Raw genomic sequence first — 17,197 nt, 5'->3', positions numbered from 1 at the left:
ATGCTCCAAGATGTATGCTTGGTTTAACAATTCTCGAGTGGATCGCATGGGGGCTGAGGTGGAGCCTAAGCTAAGGCAGAGGATGCCTGTCACCTCGTGTATCGGTGGTTTGTTGTTTGGATATGTTGAGCTATTGCTTGGTTAGATAATACGATCGACGATTTTTTTAATCTCTCCGCTTAACCATTTCAAGTCCTCATTGATTGCATTAGGCTGATTTTTTTGCACTAAGAAAATCGTTGGGGTTTCTGTATCTGCATATAAATGTTCTGCTTCATACTGCGATAGTTGACACGTATGCAGTTCAGGAATATCGCTCACCATTTCGTAAACTATCCGATAAGGCAATAGGGAGACTGCATTACTTTCGCCTAGATATTCAAACAAACTTGAAATACTGGTAATGGTAATTTCAGTATTGAGTTTAATGCCATTCGTTATGCAAAACTCTTGGTATGGACTCAATTTGGTGCTGGGATTACCAAGATCCGTATTGACATAGGGGTATTCCGCAATCGTTTCTAGGGTGATTTCCCGTTTAAAAATAGGATGATGCCTGCTAGCAATCAGGTAGAGTTTGTCCATACGTTGTAATTCAGTCGTTAGCAGTTTATCGCCGAAGGCGGCAACATCGGCAGCACTTTTATTGCAACAAATACCTAGGGTTGTATCACCATTAATAATGTCTTGAGTCGTATGCATAGACCAAGGGTTTATATTAATGTGCATGGGTTTTTGCTCTTCTTTAATAGCCTGCATCAAGGCTTTAGGAAAGGTGTAGGCAATTAACCCTGGTGCTGCAATTTCGACATGTGTCTTAACTTGGCGAGTGTTTGCTATTCTGGCTTTTTGAAACTTATCAGTACACTCAATTGCTTCTTTTGCAATTGGATATAAATGAGTAGCAAACTCATTTGGGAATAAGCCATATTTACGACGAATAAATAACTCATCACCAAAAATTTCCCGTAGATTTTTAAGGCTACGGCTGATTTTAGGAGCTGGAATATCTAGCGCTTTCGATACATAGGTTGCTGACTTGTTCTCATATAATGAAACAAGTATTTTTAAACTCAGAATATCGAGGCCATCCATGTTACTAATGTGCATTTTTTATATTCCTTAATATTGAGCAAATACTTAAATCAATGCCTAATTATGGTGCTAATTAATAATTTTAATGTGAAACTAATCCCAAGTTTTGGATCTAGATTTTATCTAAGTGTATCAAAGGTTTTTTTGTTTTATTTTTAATATTTAAAATTTCAAAAACTGATATTTACATATTTAAAATACAAATACTGAATTATCAAGTATCAATATTTGTATTTAAGATTTACATAATTTTGCAATGTGACGAGCCATGTAAATCATTGTTTGTATTTAAGTTGTTATTTGCAAGTGTGACATGCGTCAAGAAAAGATAAGTGTTTTCAAATAATACTAAAGTTGCTTTAAAGGAGATAACAAAAAATAAATTAGTTTTTGGAGGCGTGTATGAATACTTCAGTCATTCTCAGCTATGCGTTTATGTACTTCGTACTATTCGTAGCAGTACCATTCGTGTTTGTGATGTTTGTCATGACTTGCATTAAGTTTTTTAAAGCAGGTCCTGATGAAGCCGCACATCATGAGATGAAACTTAAACCAGTATTGTTTGATAAACAAAGCTTCAATTTTTTTAAATCATTAAAAACAGTTGTTGAAGGTAAATACGATGTTTGTTGTAACGTACCATTAGACACTGTATTTGAGATGGACAAACATGATACGGAATTAAATCATGAATGCCGACTCGATTATGTATTGATCGACCATGATTCATCTGAAGTGAAAATGGTTATCAGTGACTTTGGCAAAGAAACTAACTCACCACTGAAAAAACTGTTTAGCAAATTCAATATCAGTTTCATTGAAATGAACCAGCATAAGCAGTGGGATACTCAGAGTCTTAAGCAAGCCTTGGCTGTGTGATCTTGACCGTCGGGTTCGGAATTATCCGAACTCGACCCCTTCTTTACCTTCCTACGGATAAATGTGAGGACTTCCTATGTCCAAAAGACAATGGCTGTGGTCGTTACGCTTAGGTGCTGCTGCGTTGCTTTTAAGCTTTTCTGCAATGAGTGCTGAGCCAGCCAATCAAATTAACAGTGATGCTTGTATGAAGTGTCACAAGCGTAATGGTCAAATGTTAGGGCATCATGGTCAAGATGCGATGAAAATGAGCTGTTCTTCCTGTCATGGAGAAAAGGGCGATCACCCTAAGAAACCGAATGATATGGTGGTCTTTGGTATGGAAGAATCGTCGGATCTGACGGTTCAGCTGAGAGTGTGTCAGAAGTGTCATACCAAGAAAAAACTCAGTGGTGCAGATTGGACGCATAACGTACATGCTCAAAAAGTGCCTTGTGCCGCCTGCCATAAATTACATAGCCCAACGGATCCAATGGCGGATATGACGCCGAAGGTTCGCAGTGAGCTATGTAGCAGTTGCCACACTGGCAAGCAGGAGTAAGGTTATGGAAAATTCAAAAAGAAGATTTCTAAAAGGCACCTGTGCCTTATTTGCCGGCGCTACAGGTGCATCATTACTCGCCACAGTGAATGCATCGGATAGCGTTAAAGCAGAACCTGATGTCAAATATGCACTTATTCATGATGAAACTAAGTGTATAGGTTGCCAAGCGTGTGAGGTGGCTTGTCGTGAAGTGAATAATGTACCCGAAGGTGTTTCTAGGCTTCAAATTAAGCAAGCGGGTCCCTTTGGCGAATACCCTAATCAGTTTTATCACTTTAGTCGCAAGTCTTGTCAGCATTGTGAAGACGCACCCTGTGTAAATGTATGTCCAACGGGAGCTGCATTTATTGATAAAGAAACGGGTATCGTTTCTGTCGATGCATGGAAATGCGTAGGTTGCCAATACTGTATTGCAGCTTGTCCTTATCAAGTCCGTTTTATTAATCCTGTCACCCATGCGGCGGATAAGTGTGATTTCTGCCGAGAAACTAACCTAGCTCAAGGTAAACAACCTGCCTGTGTTGCTGCTTGCCCAACAAAGGCACTCGTGTTCGGTAATTTAAAGGATCCGACTTCTGAGGTTGTTCAAGTTCTGCGGTCTAATCCAACCCAGCGCACTAAGGTTGATCTTGGAACGAGACCTAAATTGTTCCGTATCGTTGCAAAATCAGGGGAGGTGATACTATGAGTGCCCTACATTTTGATACCTTAGTGTGGCATTGGCCGATTGCAATTTACCTGTTTTTAGCGGGTGTATCTGCGGGAGCCATGTTCTTCGCCGTACTGTTGAAACATTTTGTTTTGAAGCAAAACGCCTATCAGTCTGGTTTTGTGCGAGCCGCTTGTATCGTCGCGCCTGTAGCTGTGATGGCCGGGTTAGGGATATTGGTCGCAGACTTAACTAAACCTCTCGATTTTTGGAAGATTTTGGTGTTCTACAACCCTAAATCTGTCATGTCGATGGGCGTGCTTATTCTGCTGATTTACCAAGTATTTATGTTTATGTGGATTGGTTTGACCTTCCGTAAACCTGTTGATGCTTGGTGTGAAACACGCTTTCCTATTGTGCTTAAGTTGACCGCATTATTGGCTCGATTTGAAGCGACAATTACAGGATTGCTCGTGATTCTATCCTTGGCATTGGGCGCGTATACAGGCTTCCTACTCTCGGCCTTGCCAGGCTATCCCATGCTTAAAAACCCTGTGTTACCTCTGCTGTTTTTGGCATCTGGTTTGTCTTCCGGTGCGGCATCATCTTTACTCGGTGGCGTGTTGATGAATGGCAAGCCTAATGACAAAGAGGTGCACTTTATCCACAAGGTTGAAATCCCACTGATTTTAGTCGAAATTGTGCTGATTTTTACCTTCTTTATGGGCTTAGTGCTAACAGGTGGACAGAGTAAAATAGCCGCCTTTAATGCCTTAGGGTATGGCTTCTGGGGATGGATTTTCTGGCTTGGTATTATTGGACTCGGTTTGTCTGGACCATTGGCGATGAATCTGTTTATGACGGCGACATCTAAACGGAAATGGGCCTATGTGGCGGGGACGGCTTGCTTGAGCTTGATCGGGGTATTACTGCTACGTAACTTCATACTCTATACAGGACAAATGACGATCGCTTAAGGCGTGCCGTTAATTAATGACGAAAAAATCATAATAATCAATGGAATCGACGGATCGCGGAAACAATGTCAAAGGAAAACATTGTAGATGAGGCCCTTGCGGCGCTGGCTGAGCTCTCAAGGGTTAAGTCTAGCCGCGGTTGGTTGTGTAACAGGGAGGTCGCTGGGCAAGGATGCCATATTTTACACTTCAATATTTTGCCCTGCCTCCAAACGGGCCTCGCCACCTTATTCCTAAGGGTGGCGTTTCTTGTTTTAGGGAGGCACGATTTACTCGCCGAGGTTATTAATCCATTCACTCATTACCACATGGGTTTTGATCTTGATGATGTCAGTGTGAGTGTCGATATACTCACGGATCTCATGCAGGCGGCGCATCGAGGGCGCATGCACGTACACGAGTAAATCCATATCACCAGAAATACCACGGCAGGTAATCACTTCGGGAATCGCTTGGAATACGTGTACCACATCGGCGCAACGTGGACATTGATGCTGGATTTCGAAATAAGCCGATACTCCTTCTTTTTGCGACTCACTCAAGAGCACTTGATAGCCACGGATCACTCCAGTTTGTTCGAGCTTTTTTATGCGCTCGGCAACCGCACTACGGGATAGATTGACCTGTTCGGCGATATTCGACACGCTCTGGCGCGCATCCTGACGCAAACTATGAATGATGGCCGTATCGAATTTATCCAAGGGTGACTCCAGTGAAAATGGCTATATTGAATCTGTGTGTTATTTTGCCATTGGTTTGAATAACCACAGAATTTGCTGAGTATTTTTGCTTAAAATTTTACCAAAATTTAAGCTGGCCGTCATTTTGATGGAAATAACGTTATTTGCCGCGATTTTGCCGGTATTGGACGTGGAGAACACTGAAATTAACGGCAGATTGTAGGGCGAAATCTCATTATACTGACAGCTCAAAAACCACAGAATATTAACAGATGAATTCAAATAGCGGAACTATAGGTCGTTGGCAAGGTGCGGGTTTAATGGCGACCACTTTGCTCGGTACAGGGGTATTTATTTTGCCTCAGATGACTATTGAAAAAGCGCATTCTGGCGCCTTAGTCGCATGGATCTTGTTAACCTTGGCCATTATTCCAGTGGCACTGGTCTTTGGTCGTTTAGCGAGTGTATTTCCCCATGCCGCAGGCCCCGCTTACTTTGTCGAAAAAGCCTTTGGTCGCACTGCTGGTCGAACAATTGGACTGATCTTTTTACTGGTTGTGCCCATGGGGGCGCCGGCCGCGATTTTGATGACCTTCCAGTTTGTGAATGCCTTAATACCGATATCGGGTTGGTCCAAGGTTGGTGTTGAAATACTCGTGATTTTTGGCTTGTTTCTGATTAATTTAAGAGGCATCCAAGTGTCGGCTAAGCTGCAATTTGGCCTGACACTTTGCATTGTCGCCGTTGTTGTGGTCTTGTTTGGTGCGAGTAGTTTTCAGCAAGGTCATCTCACGACACTTGCTAGCCATGGTATGCCTGAAATGCCGACCGTGATGATTGCCGCTGGCATCGCTTTTTGGAGTTTCTTGGGTATAGAAGCTATGACCCATCTTGCCGATGATTTTCGTCGTCCGCAGCAAGATATGATCCCCGCTATGATGATGGGCACAGTGCTGGTGGGCGTGATTTATGTGGCTTGTACACTTTTACTGCTATTAGTGCCGACAGATAAAAGTGTCGCCATGATCGGCGTGTTTGACCAACTGCTCGGTGGTTACGGCGCACAAGTGATTGGTGTGTTAGGTATTGCAAGTGGATTGGCAACCGTTAACGTGTATGCGGCCAGTGCGGCACGTTTAGTGTGGAGCTTTAGTTGTGAAGGCATTTTACCGCGCTTCTTTGCCGTTAAGAATGCCCACGGAGTGCCCATTCGAGCACTTGCTGCGCTGTTATCTGTGATGGCAAGCGTGATCGTACTGACTTACCTTACCGGGCAAGAGTTAGAGCACCTTATTGCATGGAGCAACGGCGTATTTGTGGTGATCTATTTGATGGCTATGCTCGCTGCCGCTAAGTTATTACCACGGCACAATTGGCCGCTGGTGGCGCTGGGTTGTGCGTTTTGCTTAGTATTAGGTTTTGCCCTAGGTGCAAGTATGTCCTATGTGCTTGTGTTGATCTTAGTGGTCGCGCCATTTTTGTGGTGGCAAAAGACCCATATTAGTCGCAAACAAAGTTTGGCGTTACCTGAGTAATATTCGACCCCTCTGGGGCTCAATCAACATGATGGGTTAATTAAGAAAGCCCCGAACTCTTTATTGTCATAAGAGTTTGGGGCTTTTTTGTGTGGCTTAGTGGATTTCGAAACTGGATATGATTGAGTGCGACTAAATTGAATGAAATACAGAGGTAAACCTTAAGTCTGATGGCCGCCAAGCTTTGTTGCCGAAGGACTGCACATTACTGATATTTAATGTATCTCGGTGAGCGAGGCGATAACTTGTGTTCTATATTTTGATCATTCATACGGAAGGAGAATAAATATGGATTCAGCCGCGTTGCTCAATCGTGTCGATGAGTTACCTAGGTTACCTAAGGCGATCAGTGAATTGTTAGATGCGGTCAATGATGACAATGCGACAGTAAAAAGCATTGCCACTAAAGTTTCACACGATCCCTTAATCAGCGCTAGGGTGTTACGCCTTGCTAATTGTGCCCACTATGGACGCAGTCGAGAGGTTGGCACTATCGATGAAGCTGTTGTGCGTCTTGGGATGCAAACCCTACGAACCTTAGTGCTCGCATCGGCGGTGATTGGTGCAGTCCCTAAGTGTGAAGGAATAGATTTAGCCCAGTTTTGGGGACAAACCTTTGAGATTGCGCTTTATAGTCAAGAAATGGCAAAGCGTTGTGGCGCAGTCCCAGAAGAGGCTTTTACTTGCGGTATCTTACATCGTATTGGCGATCTATTGATTGCGGCAGTATCGCCTGAAGATGCGGCGAAAATTGCCGAAGCTGTGGCGCAGGGTAAAGATAAGCATCAGTTTGAGCGCGAGTTACTCGGATATGATTCCCCGGATATTGGCGCATTGCTAGCGAAGAATTGGAAGTTTACACCAGCGTTAGTGCAAGGCATTTTGTATCAAGACCACCCTAAGGATTCAAACCCATTTTCAAAACTTGCTGCGTTATTATGCTTATCTTACAAAGTTCTAGATGAGTGGGATACGATTGAGGATGAGGAGAAAACCAGTTGGTTATCTCAATTAGCGACTAAGAAAGGATTGAAGATGGAGATGGGCGGGCTAAGGACTAAGTTGACTGAATTACACGGTTCGGGATATGAGATCGGTAAAGCGTTAGCTTAGAATTTTGTTTCGCTTAGTGTTTTGGTGAGTAGGGCTGCAGTAAAAATATTTTTAGCCAAAGAGCGATATCAATTTAGTCTTAAGAAGACCATCGCGTGAATGGGGAACAGGTGTTTCGCATTCACGCTTTTTTTATGGGCTTTTGTTGATTTACACTTTGACTGAATAGCGGATGTGGCTAGCCAGTTTGTTGGGTTGCAGCTATGGCAAGATTACGCATTTGGATCAACTCGCTGTGTTTGAGGTGCAACAAATCGGCGGTACGTCGAATGATCTGGTCTTCATATTGGGATAGCTGGCCATCGGCGTAGGCCAGTTGCCACATTGCGAGCAACAATTGCTGCTTTTGCGCTAGGCTAAATTCAGCGTTAATGGCTGAGGTGAATTCAAAGAGTGAGGTCGCGCTGCCTTGTACGCTTTTAGCTTCATCAATCAGTATCTTAGCGTCTATTTCTGACATTGATAAGGTATCGGTTAGCAGCTTAGGTAATAAGGCTTCTTCCTCTGCCGTTAAGGTCTCATCGGCAAATACGACTTCAAGTAACATACTCGCTGCGGCCAGTTTAAGTTGATGTGCCTTGTCTTCAGTGGAGACTGCTTGAGTATGAGCTTCAAAAAATCGTCTTAATTTCGCAATCATATTTGGCGGTTCTCATGCTGGAGGGAATATAAAGTAGAGTCGATTGGGAAGTGAAAGTTCACCCTAAACCTTGTATTGCTTAGGGTGAGGTAAGACTGAATTACAGTAGCGAGTTCAGACCTTTCACCAGTAAGTCTGAGGTGCCTTCAGTGCCATTGGTATCTAAGTAAGACTTAGCTATGTTGATCATTGGCATTGCTAGATCTTTAGAAATACCCAATTTTTCAAAGGAGTCTAATACCATAGCACTGCCTTGCAGTGATGAACCTAAATCACCCGCTTTGGATAATAAGCCAGAAACACCCGATTTTGAGTCCAATTTAGGCGCGGCGGCTAGCAAACTATCGGCATTAGGAATGCTGGCAGCCAGTTTTGAGTAGTCGGTTGTTCCTAGGCTTGATTGCGCTAAGCCTAATAAACTGCCTAAGCCACCTTCGGCTTGAGTTTGGTTTAAACCCAATTGTGACATGACGCTGCCAACTAAATCATTCGACTGAGTTGCCGCTACTGTAGTGGTCGCTTTTTCAGTTTTGGCTTGAGTTCCTGCCAAGTTATCTAACCAGCCTGCACTGGCGGGCGCCGCTAAAATACAAGTGCTGAGGAGGATAGAGAAGGTTAGAGTGTGTTTCATATGGAAGCGTCCTTTGAGGGTTTGCGCACGAGTTCGCTGGACAGTTTAGCGGGTTTGTCACTTTTGTTGCAGTAGTTTTCTGTGATTTACGGTTCACACTGGTGATTTCTACTGTGCATTGCCAAGGGATTTTCGGTATCCTTAGCGGCAATTCTAAGTGTTAATTCATTTCAATTATTTGGAAAGTCGCATGTCACTATCCGCAATTTTGTCAGAAGCCTATAACTTCTTCCGTAATCATCTGGCGCAACTCGCTATGCTGACGATCCCATTACTCTTGATCCAAGTGGGGATCCAGTTATGGCTTGGTATAGAGATGAGTAAAGTTGATCTAGAAAACCCACAGTTTGGCGCTCCGCATATAATCGCCATGATGCTGTTACTACTTACTTTTTCGGTATTAATTGCCGCTTTGACTCTGTTTTTAGAACTGCGCTCACAAGGGCATAGTCCTTCAGCGGGAGTGGTGTTGAAGGCGAGTTTACCTTTTGTTCCACCATTATTATTGGCTGGGGTGTTTTCTGGTCTAGCGATTTTAGCACCAGTGATGCTGTTTGCCGCCTTCGGTCCTGTGTGGCTGGTAGGATTGGTAATTAGCTTCTATCTCTTTGCGCGTTTAGCCTATGTGAACTTTATGGTTGTGGTTGAGCGCTTAACACCGCTAGAAGCGATTAAGGGTAGTTTTAGTTTTAGTGGTCCTATCGTACTAAAAACCATTGCATTATTGATGTTGTATTTACCACTCTCTGTCATAGGTAGCCAGCTTTCTGGGTTAGCGTCCATGGGTGGATTACCTGTGCAAATGTTAGCGGATACTTTTATGTCTTTTATTGGATTATTCGTTAACGTCGCTTTGTTCCGCTTATATATGGTGTCGAAAAAACCAAGCGTCGAATAGTGCAACATCAATTCAGCCTGTAGGGAATCACTCATGGGGACGAAAACAGTCATTAAGGATAGTGAGTTTATCCACGATTTTTCGGTCTCCTTGAGTGATGATTACCTCAAGGCGAAAAGCTATGTGCAGGATGTGCCGACACAGTCGCTGCTGCACATTCGCAGTTTTACCCATAAACTTACAGAGTTACTGGGGCAAGATAAGCAAATCGCGTTTTCCAGTCCGAATTTATACGATAGGATCGAACAGCTAAATCAGCGGCGCGTGATTGATGTGAAGACCACTCGTGCCCTGCATCGATTGCGTGCCGACGGTAACCGCGGTGCTCATCCTGAGAAATACCATCTCACCCAAGAACAATTACTCGCGCTAGCGCAAAAATCCATTAAAGATGTCCTGACTTTAGTTGAGCACTTGTATCCTAAGGTTAAAGGTCGAGTTGCCCCTGACTACTGTTATGAAGCGACTGACGCAATGACGGTGAGGGACTTATGTTACCGCGCTGTGATGGAAGATGACCCGCAAGCGCAGTATTTGGTGGGGATATCGCTTAAGATCAAGGCTTTGATACTGAAAGAACAAGAACTGCTCAAAGAGCAAGAACTTGCGGCAGAAGCCGAAGCTATATCAAGCCAAGATTTATCCACAGTTTCACCTCTAAATACCATTTCTCACATTAGCGCAGCTGACAGTTTTGCCCGAGCGGCCTATTGGTTTTCCCTTGCGGCACCTAAGCACATGGAAGCCTTACATGAGCATGGCGTAGCACTGATCCACGGTTATCAAGGCGCGCCAGAAGTGGCTAAAGGTGAACAGATCATTGCCACTGCAGCAGCAGCAGGTGTGGTCAATGCGATGGCGTTATTGGGATATTTTTATCTTGTAGGCAGTGAGTCGTTTCAACCCGACAGCAAGTTAGCACAGCAATATTTACAAGGTGCGGCAGATGGCGAGCAAACCGAAGCGATGGCGAATCTAGGTGTATTGCATTACCAGCAAAAGAACTTAACTCAAGCTTATCATTTTATAAGCAAAGCCGCGCAAGCAGGTTATCCCCATGCTCAGTATCATTTAGCATTAATGCTTGCCAATGGAGATGGTTGTACTCGAGATATGATTGCCAGTGAGCATTGGATGGCCGAAGCTGCCGAGCAAGGACAACTCGATGCTATGCTCACGCGGGCGCAACATATGCTCAATGATGACAATGCCTTTGGCAGTGATTTGACTCAAGCTGAGGATTATTTGCGCCAAGTGATAAAATATAGCCACAGTGTGCCTGCGATGATTGAGCTGAGTATGGCACTGGCCGACGGTATCTTAGGACGAATTGATGTCGTTGGATCTGCTGCTTTGCTTAAGCTGGCACGGCAAAATGCCAATAAAAAAGAGGCGGATATTATCGAGCCTCTGTGGCGTTCACTGGTATTACAGATTGAAAATGTGCTTGAGGTAACCCAAGATCCCGCCGAAATTCATAGCCTTAAACGCGCGCAGACCTTACTCGCTTAAGTGCAGTTTTGCTTCGATTGAACTAGTGTTCATCCTCTTTATGCTCAAAAGTGCGCCCTTGATGGCGTGCCGCATTAGATTCCCTAACAATAGTGTCAGATCCATAAACCTGACTCTGCGGCTCCTCTGTCGCGTGGGCATGTTGCGTTGTGCTTGCCTGAGCCTGATTAAACTTAGCCAACTGATGTGCCATATAAAAGCGGCTAAATAGGACTAAACAACCGAGCGCAATCGCGCCAAATAAGAGCACGAAGGGCAATAAAAATAGTGATAAACAAATTAGGCTAATGCTAATTGCCATCGCTAACCAAGCCCGTGGGCCAGAAATTCGGGTCTGCAGTGGGCTCTGTTGGAACTGTTGAAAAATCATAAGAACTCCTCGATAGGCAGTGGACATTTAGTGTGCAATAGCGAGTGCGTATAGGTCACGTTAATCTTGATTAATTTACTTTATTTTACTCGGGAGGCCATTTTGGTGTTGCGCATTACTTTGATATGTGATCGCATGTCTATCTATATGTTGTTGCTCGAATAACGGTTGGTTAATTATATGTGTTTGCTAAAATCTTTTTGATGTAAATCTGAGCAATTTCTTTGCTAACTGTACATAATATGAGAAAATTCAGCTCAAATTTAACTGCAGTTTTAACTCAGTTAGCCGCCTTATTATATTGGTTGTAAATGTTCGTTCGACCCGCTCAAACACCCTCTTGTTTCACTGCTTTGTTAATTAATTAGACGCCAACATGAACTCATATTCGCTCAAGCAAAAAATTCTGTTCTCTGTCGTGGCAGCCCTTTCACTCGTGATTGGTTTGTTGTCATGGCAAAGTTATTCCAGCCAAAAATCCCAACTGTTACAAAACAGCCTAGAACAAGTGCAGCGCTTAGGTGAACAGCAGGCTGAGCGGATACAAGAATGGTTGGCTGGCCGCCAAGATATTATGGGAGCCCTGGCAAATAAAGTTGAAGGTGACAGCCTCAATACACTTCAACAAGCACAGGCATCGGGCCGTTTTCAGCTGACCTATTTTGGCTCTCAAGCAGGGCAAATGTTGGATTCTGATCCGAGTATTGATCGTACGGGCTATGATCCTCGCAGCCGCCCTTGGTATCAACAAGCCATCAGTGAGCGCGGTCTTATTTTGACAAAACCTTACGTGGATGTTGCCTATAACATTCTGGTTGTGACTATGGCACAGCCTACCGCACAAGGTGTTGTGGGTGGTGACTTATCTATCGCAAGCCTAGTTGACGGTGTTAATCGGATGAAGTTACCGGCAAACGGTTATGCCATCATGATGCACAAAGACGGCACAGTGATCGCTTATAAAGACCAAGCTAAGACGATGAAACCTATAGGTGAAATCGACAACGAGCTTAATCGCAACTTACCGGAACAGAGCCGTGCAGCGGGCACTCTGTTGCCTATGTATTTTGAAAATGAAGGACGTGACAAATTAGTCTGGAGCGTTGATATCCCTAATACAGATTGGGAATTAGTGTTAGTGCTTGATAAGGAAACGCTAGAAGCGCCACTCTCGAGCCTATTACTCACTCAACTGGGTCTCTCTGCACTCGTACTGTTGCTGAGTGTGTTAGCCATTTCTTGGTTAGTTGGCATGTTACTGGGTCCTCTGAGTCGAGTATCGCAAGCCCTTGCGCGTATTGCCGATGGTAATGGTGATTTAACTCAACGTATTTCAGTCGACACTCAAGATGAAGTGGGCGTGCTTGCCGACAGCTTTAACCGCTTTGTGGGCAGTCAACATCAGCTGATCAGCCATATTCGCCAATTAGCGAATGAGTTAGATGCCGATGCTGAACGTAGTCTTGCCACCACGCAAACTTCTGTTGCCGAGTTACAACGTCAACAGCAAGAAGTCGCTATGGTCGCGACTGCGGTAACTGAAATGGCGAGTGCGACTAATGAGATCGCAGCCAATGCTGAGAACACGGCAACAGCGGCTCAACAGTCTGCAGCGAGCAGTTTACAGGGCAAAGAGTTAGTGAATAAAACTCGTAACTCGATTAATTCACTCGCAGATGAAGTGACTCAAGCAACGGATGTCATTGGCGATTTAAGTCGTCACGCTAAGTCTATCTCGAGTATTCTGGCGACAATTCAAGGGATTGCTGAGCAAACTAACCTGTTGGCGCTTAACGCAGCCATTGAAGCGGCTCGTGCTGGCGAGCAAGGCCGTGGTTTTGCGGTCGTTGCCGATGAAGTTCGAGTGCTTTCACGTCGTACACAGGATTCGACTCAGGAAGTACATACCACGATTGAAACGCTACAACGCACTACCGCTCGAGCAGTCAGCTTGATGGAAAGCAGCCAAGCATTAGCGGGTCATAGCGTAGAAGATGCCAATGCGGCGGCGAAAGCCCTTGAAGAGATCACACAAGCGGTCAACGTGATTTCAGATATGGCAGGCCAAATTGCTACCGCAGCGGAAGAACAGACTCAAGTGACGGGTGAAATAACCCAGAATACGGTTGCGATTAAAGATGTGACCGATGAGATTACCGCGTCGGCCATGGCAGATTTGGCACAGGCGAGAGGGTTAAAAGCTCGCGCTAATGACCTGAATGCGCAAGTCGCGACATTTATTCTTTAGTTGCCTTAACTCGATTTTTTGAATAATAGATATTTAAGTAAATTTCAATCGTAGGTTTACAATAACTAATAGTTTTCCTCCGCGCCTTAGACGGCGCGAAGGTATTACTTTTTAAGATTGTTTGTGATGATACAATAATGAGTTAATTATACCTTTATTTAAAGGTACCATTCTGTTTATTTTTTATAATATCTTAAAATCACTTAATAACTGTTTTAACTTGAAGTTTTTAGTTGCATTTAATTCTTAGTTGTTTGCATTAATATGCATTGCTAAGCCTGTTTAATGTTTTGTGCTTATTTAAATTTGGCTAATTTAGTTTGTTTGTTAAGATTAAATTTTATTTTTAATTTATTTATCTTTCATGGTCAACGTGAAATAATTCATTTTTACGTTTCTAAGTAAGCTCACTGCTGCTAAAAATAGCTGTTGTTATATTTAGTCGGTATGGTTATCAGGTCTTTATTTGTGAAAAATATATTATGAAATCATTTTCATTAAGGCAGAAAATTCTTTTTTCCGTTATTCTTGCTCTTTCATCTGTCATATTATTATCTTGGCAGAGTTATTCAAGTCAGAAGAAAGTCTTACTAGATGTGAATTTAGAGCAGGCTCAACGACTTGGTGAGCAGCAAGCGCTACTTATCAGTGAGTGGCTCGTAAGCCGTCAGCAAATTGTTAAAGGAATCGGTGGGCAGTTGAGTCATGACATTGTGCAAGCAATGAAACAGGCTAAGCAATCGGGAGGGTTTGAATCGACATATTTTGGTGAGTCAAACGGTAATATGAGAGACTCAGAGCCAGCAACTGACTATTCAAATTATGATCCTCGTACAAGGTCATGGTATCAAGAGGCAATGCAAGCTGGAGGAAATATAATAACCCAGCCATATCTCGACATTCCTCTCCGTATTTTAGTTGTTACTTTGGCCGAGCCTGTTGCAGGCGGAGTTATTGCTGGAGATCTATCGATTAGTAATCTTATCGAAGAGGTCAACCGCATGAAGTTACCGGCAAACGGTTATGCCATCATGATGCACAAAGACGGCACAGTGATCGCTTATAAAGATCAAGCTAAGACGATGAAACCTATAGCTGAAATCGATAACGAGCTTAATCGCAACTTACCAGAACAAAGCCGTGCAGCGGGCACTCTGTTGCCTATGTATTTTGAAAATGAAGGACGTGAAAAATTAGTCTGGAGCGTTGATATCCCTAATACAGATTGGGAATTAGTGTTAGTGCTTGATAAGGAAACGCTAGAGTCGCCACTGTCGAGCTTGTTACTCACTCAGTTTGGGCTTTCTGCACTCGTGTTGATCTTAAGTGTATTAGCCATTTCTTGGCTAGTAAGTGTCCTGCTGGGTCCATTGAGCCGAGTATCGCAGGCACTGGCGCGTATTGCCGATGGCAATGGTGATTTAACTCAGCGTATTTCAGTCGACACTCAAGATGAAGTGGGCGTGCTTGCCGACAGCTTTAACCGCTTTGTGGGCAGTCAACATCAGCTGATCAGCCATATTCGCCAATTAGCGAATGAGTTAGATGCCGATGCTGAACGTAGTCTTGCCACCACGCAAACTTCAGTTGCGGAGTTACAACGTCAGCAGCAAGAAGTCGCTATGGTCGCGACTGCGGTAACTGAAATGGCGAGTGCGACTAATGAGATTGCAGCCAATGCTGAGAACACGGCAACAGCGGCTCAACAGTCTGCAGCGAGCAGTTTACAGGGCAAAGAGTTAGTGAATAAAACTCGTAACTCGATTAATTCCCTCGCCGATGAAGTGACTCAAGCAACGGATGTCATTGAAGACTTGAGCCGTCATGCTAAATCCATTTCGAGCATCCTGGCGACAATTCAAGGAATTGCCGAGCAAACTAACCTGTTGGCGCTTAACGCAGCCATTGAAGCGGCGCGTGCTGGCGAGCAAGGCCGTGGTTTTGCGGTCGTTGCCGATGAAGTTCGAGTACTGTCACGTCGTACACAGGATTCGACTCAGGAAGTACATACCACGATTGAAACGCTACAACGGACTACTGCCAGAGCAGTCAGCTTGATGGAAAGCAGCCAAGCATTAGCGGGTCATAGCGTAGAAGATGCCAATGCGGCGGCGAAAGCTCTTGAAGAGATTACGCAAGCGGTCAACGTGATTTCAGATATGGCAGGCCAAATTGCTACCGCAGCGGAAGAACAGACTCAAGTGACGGGTGAAATAACCCAGAATACGGTTGCGATTAAAGATGTGACCGATGAGATTACCGCATCGGCCATGGCAGATTTGGCACAGGCGAGGGGGTTAAAAGCTCGCGCTAATGACCTGAATGCGCAAGTCGCGACATTTATTTTGTAATCGCTATTCTTAATAGCGTGCCTCGATATTAGCCCGATAAAGCCTTCGCTTTGTCGGGCTTTTTACTGGCCGTTTTGTCGTGTTAAAGCATTTCTGTGGGATTGAATAACTTAGCCACACTTTGACAAATGGTTTCTCTAATCCATTTATGCCCTTGATCTTCATCATTTCTTTGATGCCATAACAGCACATAGGCCATTGGCATAAATTCGAAAGGCAGTGGCAGTTGTTTGAGCGGATAAAGTTGGCAGGCGTGACGGGCAAAGCTCGACGGCAGAGTGAAGATTAAATTGCTGTGGGCGCAAACGCTGGCGGCACCATAAAAGTCGGGTACAGTCGTGCTGATCCGGCGTCTATGCCCAAGATCGGCAAGAAAGTAATCCAGTGCCCACCAATCACTACCTTCACAACGAACCTGCACATGGGCCATATCGAGGTAAAGGGGTAAATTCCATTGTTCTGAGGTGAGCGCCGCCATCAGCGGGTGATCCTCTCGCACTAAGCAGACTTGTTGATCGGTAAATAATGTTTGATAGGCAATCCCTTCGGGCAGGCGATCCACTTGAAAATCCGACAGTGGATGCAAATCTCGCCCTGAAATGCCAAAGTCGATTTGCCCTTGCTGCAAATCCTGCATCGATTTTTCGGTCCAGACATAGGAGTCGAGTTTGACGTTGGGTGCCGTGGTCAGCATAGGGCCGATAAAATATGGGATTAAGGTTTCATAGGCGCTTTCCACCATGGCAAAAGAAAATTGTCGATTGCTACTGGCAGGATTAAAGGTCGGAGGCTGAGTGAGTTGATACAAGTCTTGCAATATATTCGGCAGTTTTTGCCCAAGAATGAGGGCATGCGCGGTGGGTTTTAAGCCATGCGCCGTGCGCTGAAATAGGGGATCATCTAAGGTTTCTCTGAGTCGATTTAAGCTCTTACTGAGTGCTGACTGGCTTATATGTAATCGGCTGGCGGCGCGAGTGACACTCTGCTCCTCTAGCAGTACTTTGAGTATGACCAGCAAGTTCAAATCGATTCTGGCTAAGTTGTCGATATTCACAGATATTCCTCAGAGGAAATT

16 protein-coding genes are annotated in these 17,197 nt (G+C 44.4%); 10 read left to right on the top strand and 6 right to left on the bottom strand.

Features of this window, described 5'->3' with window-relative positions; all coding sequences use genetic code 11:
- Positions 1 to 141 precede the first annotated feature (141 nt).
- A complete protein-coding gene (locus L5L97_RS15200; protein WP_263182646.1) occupies positions 142 to 1,110 on the bottom strand; it encodes a LysR family transcriptional regulator in 969 nt (322 codons plus the stop codon).
- Positions 1,111 to 1,497: 387 nt separating this feature from the next.
- Between L5L97_RS15200 and L5L97_RS15195 the strand changes: the two genes are divergently transcribed.
- From L5L97_RS15195 to nrfD, 4 genes are all read left to right on the top strand, one after another.
- Positions 1,498 to 1,974, top strand: a complete 477-nt coding sequence (locus L5L97_RS15195; protein WP_105250596.1) for a DUF2726 domain-containing protein — start codon at positions 1,498 to 1,500, stop codon at positions 1,972 to 1,974.
- 76 nt (positions 1,975 to 2,050) lie between these two features.
- Entirely contained in the window at positions 2,051 to 2,515 is a 465-nt protein-coding gene (locus tag L5L97_RS15190) for a cytochrome c3 family protein (protein ID WP_105250595.1), read from the top strand.
- Between the two features lie 4 nt (positions 2,516 to 2,519).
- Positions 2,520 to 3,206 (top strand): 4Fe-4S dicluster domain-containing protein, encoded by a 687-nt coding sequence (locus L5L97_RS15185; RefSeq protein WP_105250594.1) that lies wholly within the window; start codon positions 2,520 to 2,522, stop codon positions 3,204 to 3,206.
- A complete protein-coding gene (gene nrfD, locus L5L97_RS15180) occupies positions 3,203 to 4,144 on the top strand; it encodes a cytochrome c nitrite reductase subunit NrfD (protein WP_105250593.1) in 942 nt (313 codons plus the stop codon). The genes L5L97_RS15185 and nrfD overlap by 4 nt, the downstream gene beginning before the upstream one ends.
- A gap of 269 nt (positions 4,145 to 4,413) precedes the next feature.
- Here the strand turns inward: nrfD and L5L97_RS15175 are convergent, their stop codons facing one another.
- Complete coding sequence (locus L5L97_RS15175) at positions 4,414 to 4,845, bottom strand: Lrp/AsnC family transcriptional regulator (protein WP_006079646.1); 432 nt, start codon at positions 4,843 to 4,845, stop codon at positions 4,414 to 4,416.
- Positions 4,846 to 5,096: 251 nt separating this feature from the next.
- Here L5L97_RS15175 and yjeH point away from each other — a divergent pair, with 251 nt between their 5' ends.
- The gene (yjeH, locus tag L5L97_RS15170; RefSeq protein ID WP_113940284.1) at positions 5,097 to 6,359 is read left to right on the top strand and encodes an L-methionine/branched-chain amino acid transporter; all 1,263 of its coding nucleotides are present in this window, start codon (positions 5,097 to 5,099) and stop codon (positions 6,357 to 6,359) included.
- 288 nt (positions 6,360 to 6,647) lie between these two features.
- Positions 6,648 to 7,472: an HDOD domain-containing protein gene (locus L5L97_RS15165; protein ID WP_131525752.1), complete on the top strand. Its 825-nt coding sequence runs from the start codon at positions 6,648 to 6,650 to the stop codon at positions 7,470 to 7,472.
- Positions 7,473 to 7,650: 178 nt separating this feature from the next.
- Here the strand turns inward: L5L97_RS15165 and L5L97_RS15160 are convergent, their stop codons facing one another.
- Positions 7,651 to 8,112, bottom strand: a complete 462-nt coding sequence (locus L5L97_RS15160; RefSeq protein ID WP_263182644.1) for a TerB family tellurite resistance protein — start codon at positions 8,110 to 8,112, stop codon at positions 7,651 to 7,653.
- A 100-nt stretch (positions 8,113 to 8,212) separates the two neighbouring features.
- A complete protein-coding gene (locus tag L5L97_RS15155) occupies positions 8,213 to 8,743 on the bottom strand; it encodes a DUF2780 domain-containing protein (protein WP_263182643.1) in 531 nt (176 codons plus the stop codon).
- A gap of 190 nt (positions 8,744 to 8,933) precedes the next feature.
- On the opposite strand from L5L97_RS15155, the gene L5L97_RS15150 reads away from it, so the two are divergent.
- Both L5L97_RS15150 and L5L97_RS15145 read left to right on the top strand, forming a co-directional pair.
- Complete coding sequence (locus L5L97_RS15150; protein WP_263182642.1) at positions 8,934 to 9,641, top strand: hypothetical protein; 708 nt, start codon at positions 8,934 to 8,936, stop codon at positions 9,639 to 9,641.
- 33 nt (positions 9,642 to 9,674) lie between these two features.
- Positions 9,675 to 11,153, top strand: coding sequence for a DUF4145 domain-containing protein (locus L5L97_RS15145; RefSeq protein WP_263182640.1), 1,479 nt, complete (start codon positions 9,675 to 9,677; stop codon positions 11,151 to 11,153).
- 22 nt (positions 11,154 to 11,175) lie between these two features.
- Here L5L97_RS15145 and L5L97_RS15140 read toward each other — a convergent pair whose 3' ends face one another.
- Positions 11,176 to 11,523: a hypothetical protein gene (locus L5L97_RS15140; RefSeq protein WP_263182638.1), complete on the bottom strand. Its 348-nt coding sequence runs from the start codon at positions 11,521 to 11,523 to the stop codon at positions 11,176 to 11,178.
- A gap of 376 nt (positions 11,524 to 11,899) precedes the next feature.
- Between L5L97_RS15140 and L5L97_RS15135 the strand changes: the two genes are divergently transcribed.
- Both L5L97_RS15135 and L5L97_RS15130 read left to right on the top strand, forming a co-directional pair.
- Positions 11,900 to 13,771, top strand: coding sequence for a methyl-accepting chemotaxis protein (locus L5L97_RS15135; protein ID WP_105250585.1), 1,872 nt, complete (start codon positions 11,900 to 11,902; stop codon positions 13,769 to 13,771).
- A 482-nt stretch (positions 13,772 to 14,253) separates the two neighbouring features.
- Positions 14,254 to 16,122 (top strand): methyl-accepting chemotaxis protein, encoded by a 1,869-nt coding sequence (locus tag L5L97_RS15130; RefSeq protein WP_263182637.1) that lies wholly within the window; start codon positions 14,254 to 14,256, stop codon positions 16,120 to 16,122.
- 82 nt (positions 16,123 to 16,204) lie between these two features.
- On the opposite strand, the gene L5L97_RS15125 is transcribed toward L5L97_RS15130, so the two are convergent.
- A complete protein-coding gene (locus L5L97_RS15125) occupies positions 16,205 to 17,176 on the bottom strand; it encodes a LysR family transcriptional regulator (RefSeq protein WP_113940290.1) in 972 nt (323 codons plus the stop codon).
- Positions 17,177 to 17,197: the final 21 nt, after the last annotated feature.

Origin of the sequence: Shewanella sp. SM71 (assembly GCF_025653905.1) — a bacterium.
GTDB lineage: Bacteria > Pseudomonadota > Gammaproteobacteria > Enterobacterales > Shewanellaceae > Shewanella > Shewanella oncorhynchi.
The sequence above is the reverse complement of the archived record's forward strand: the minus strand, read 5'-3'. Positions and strand labels throughout refer to the sequence as shown.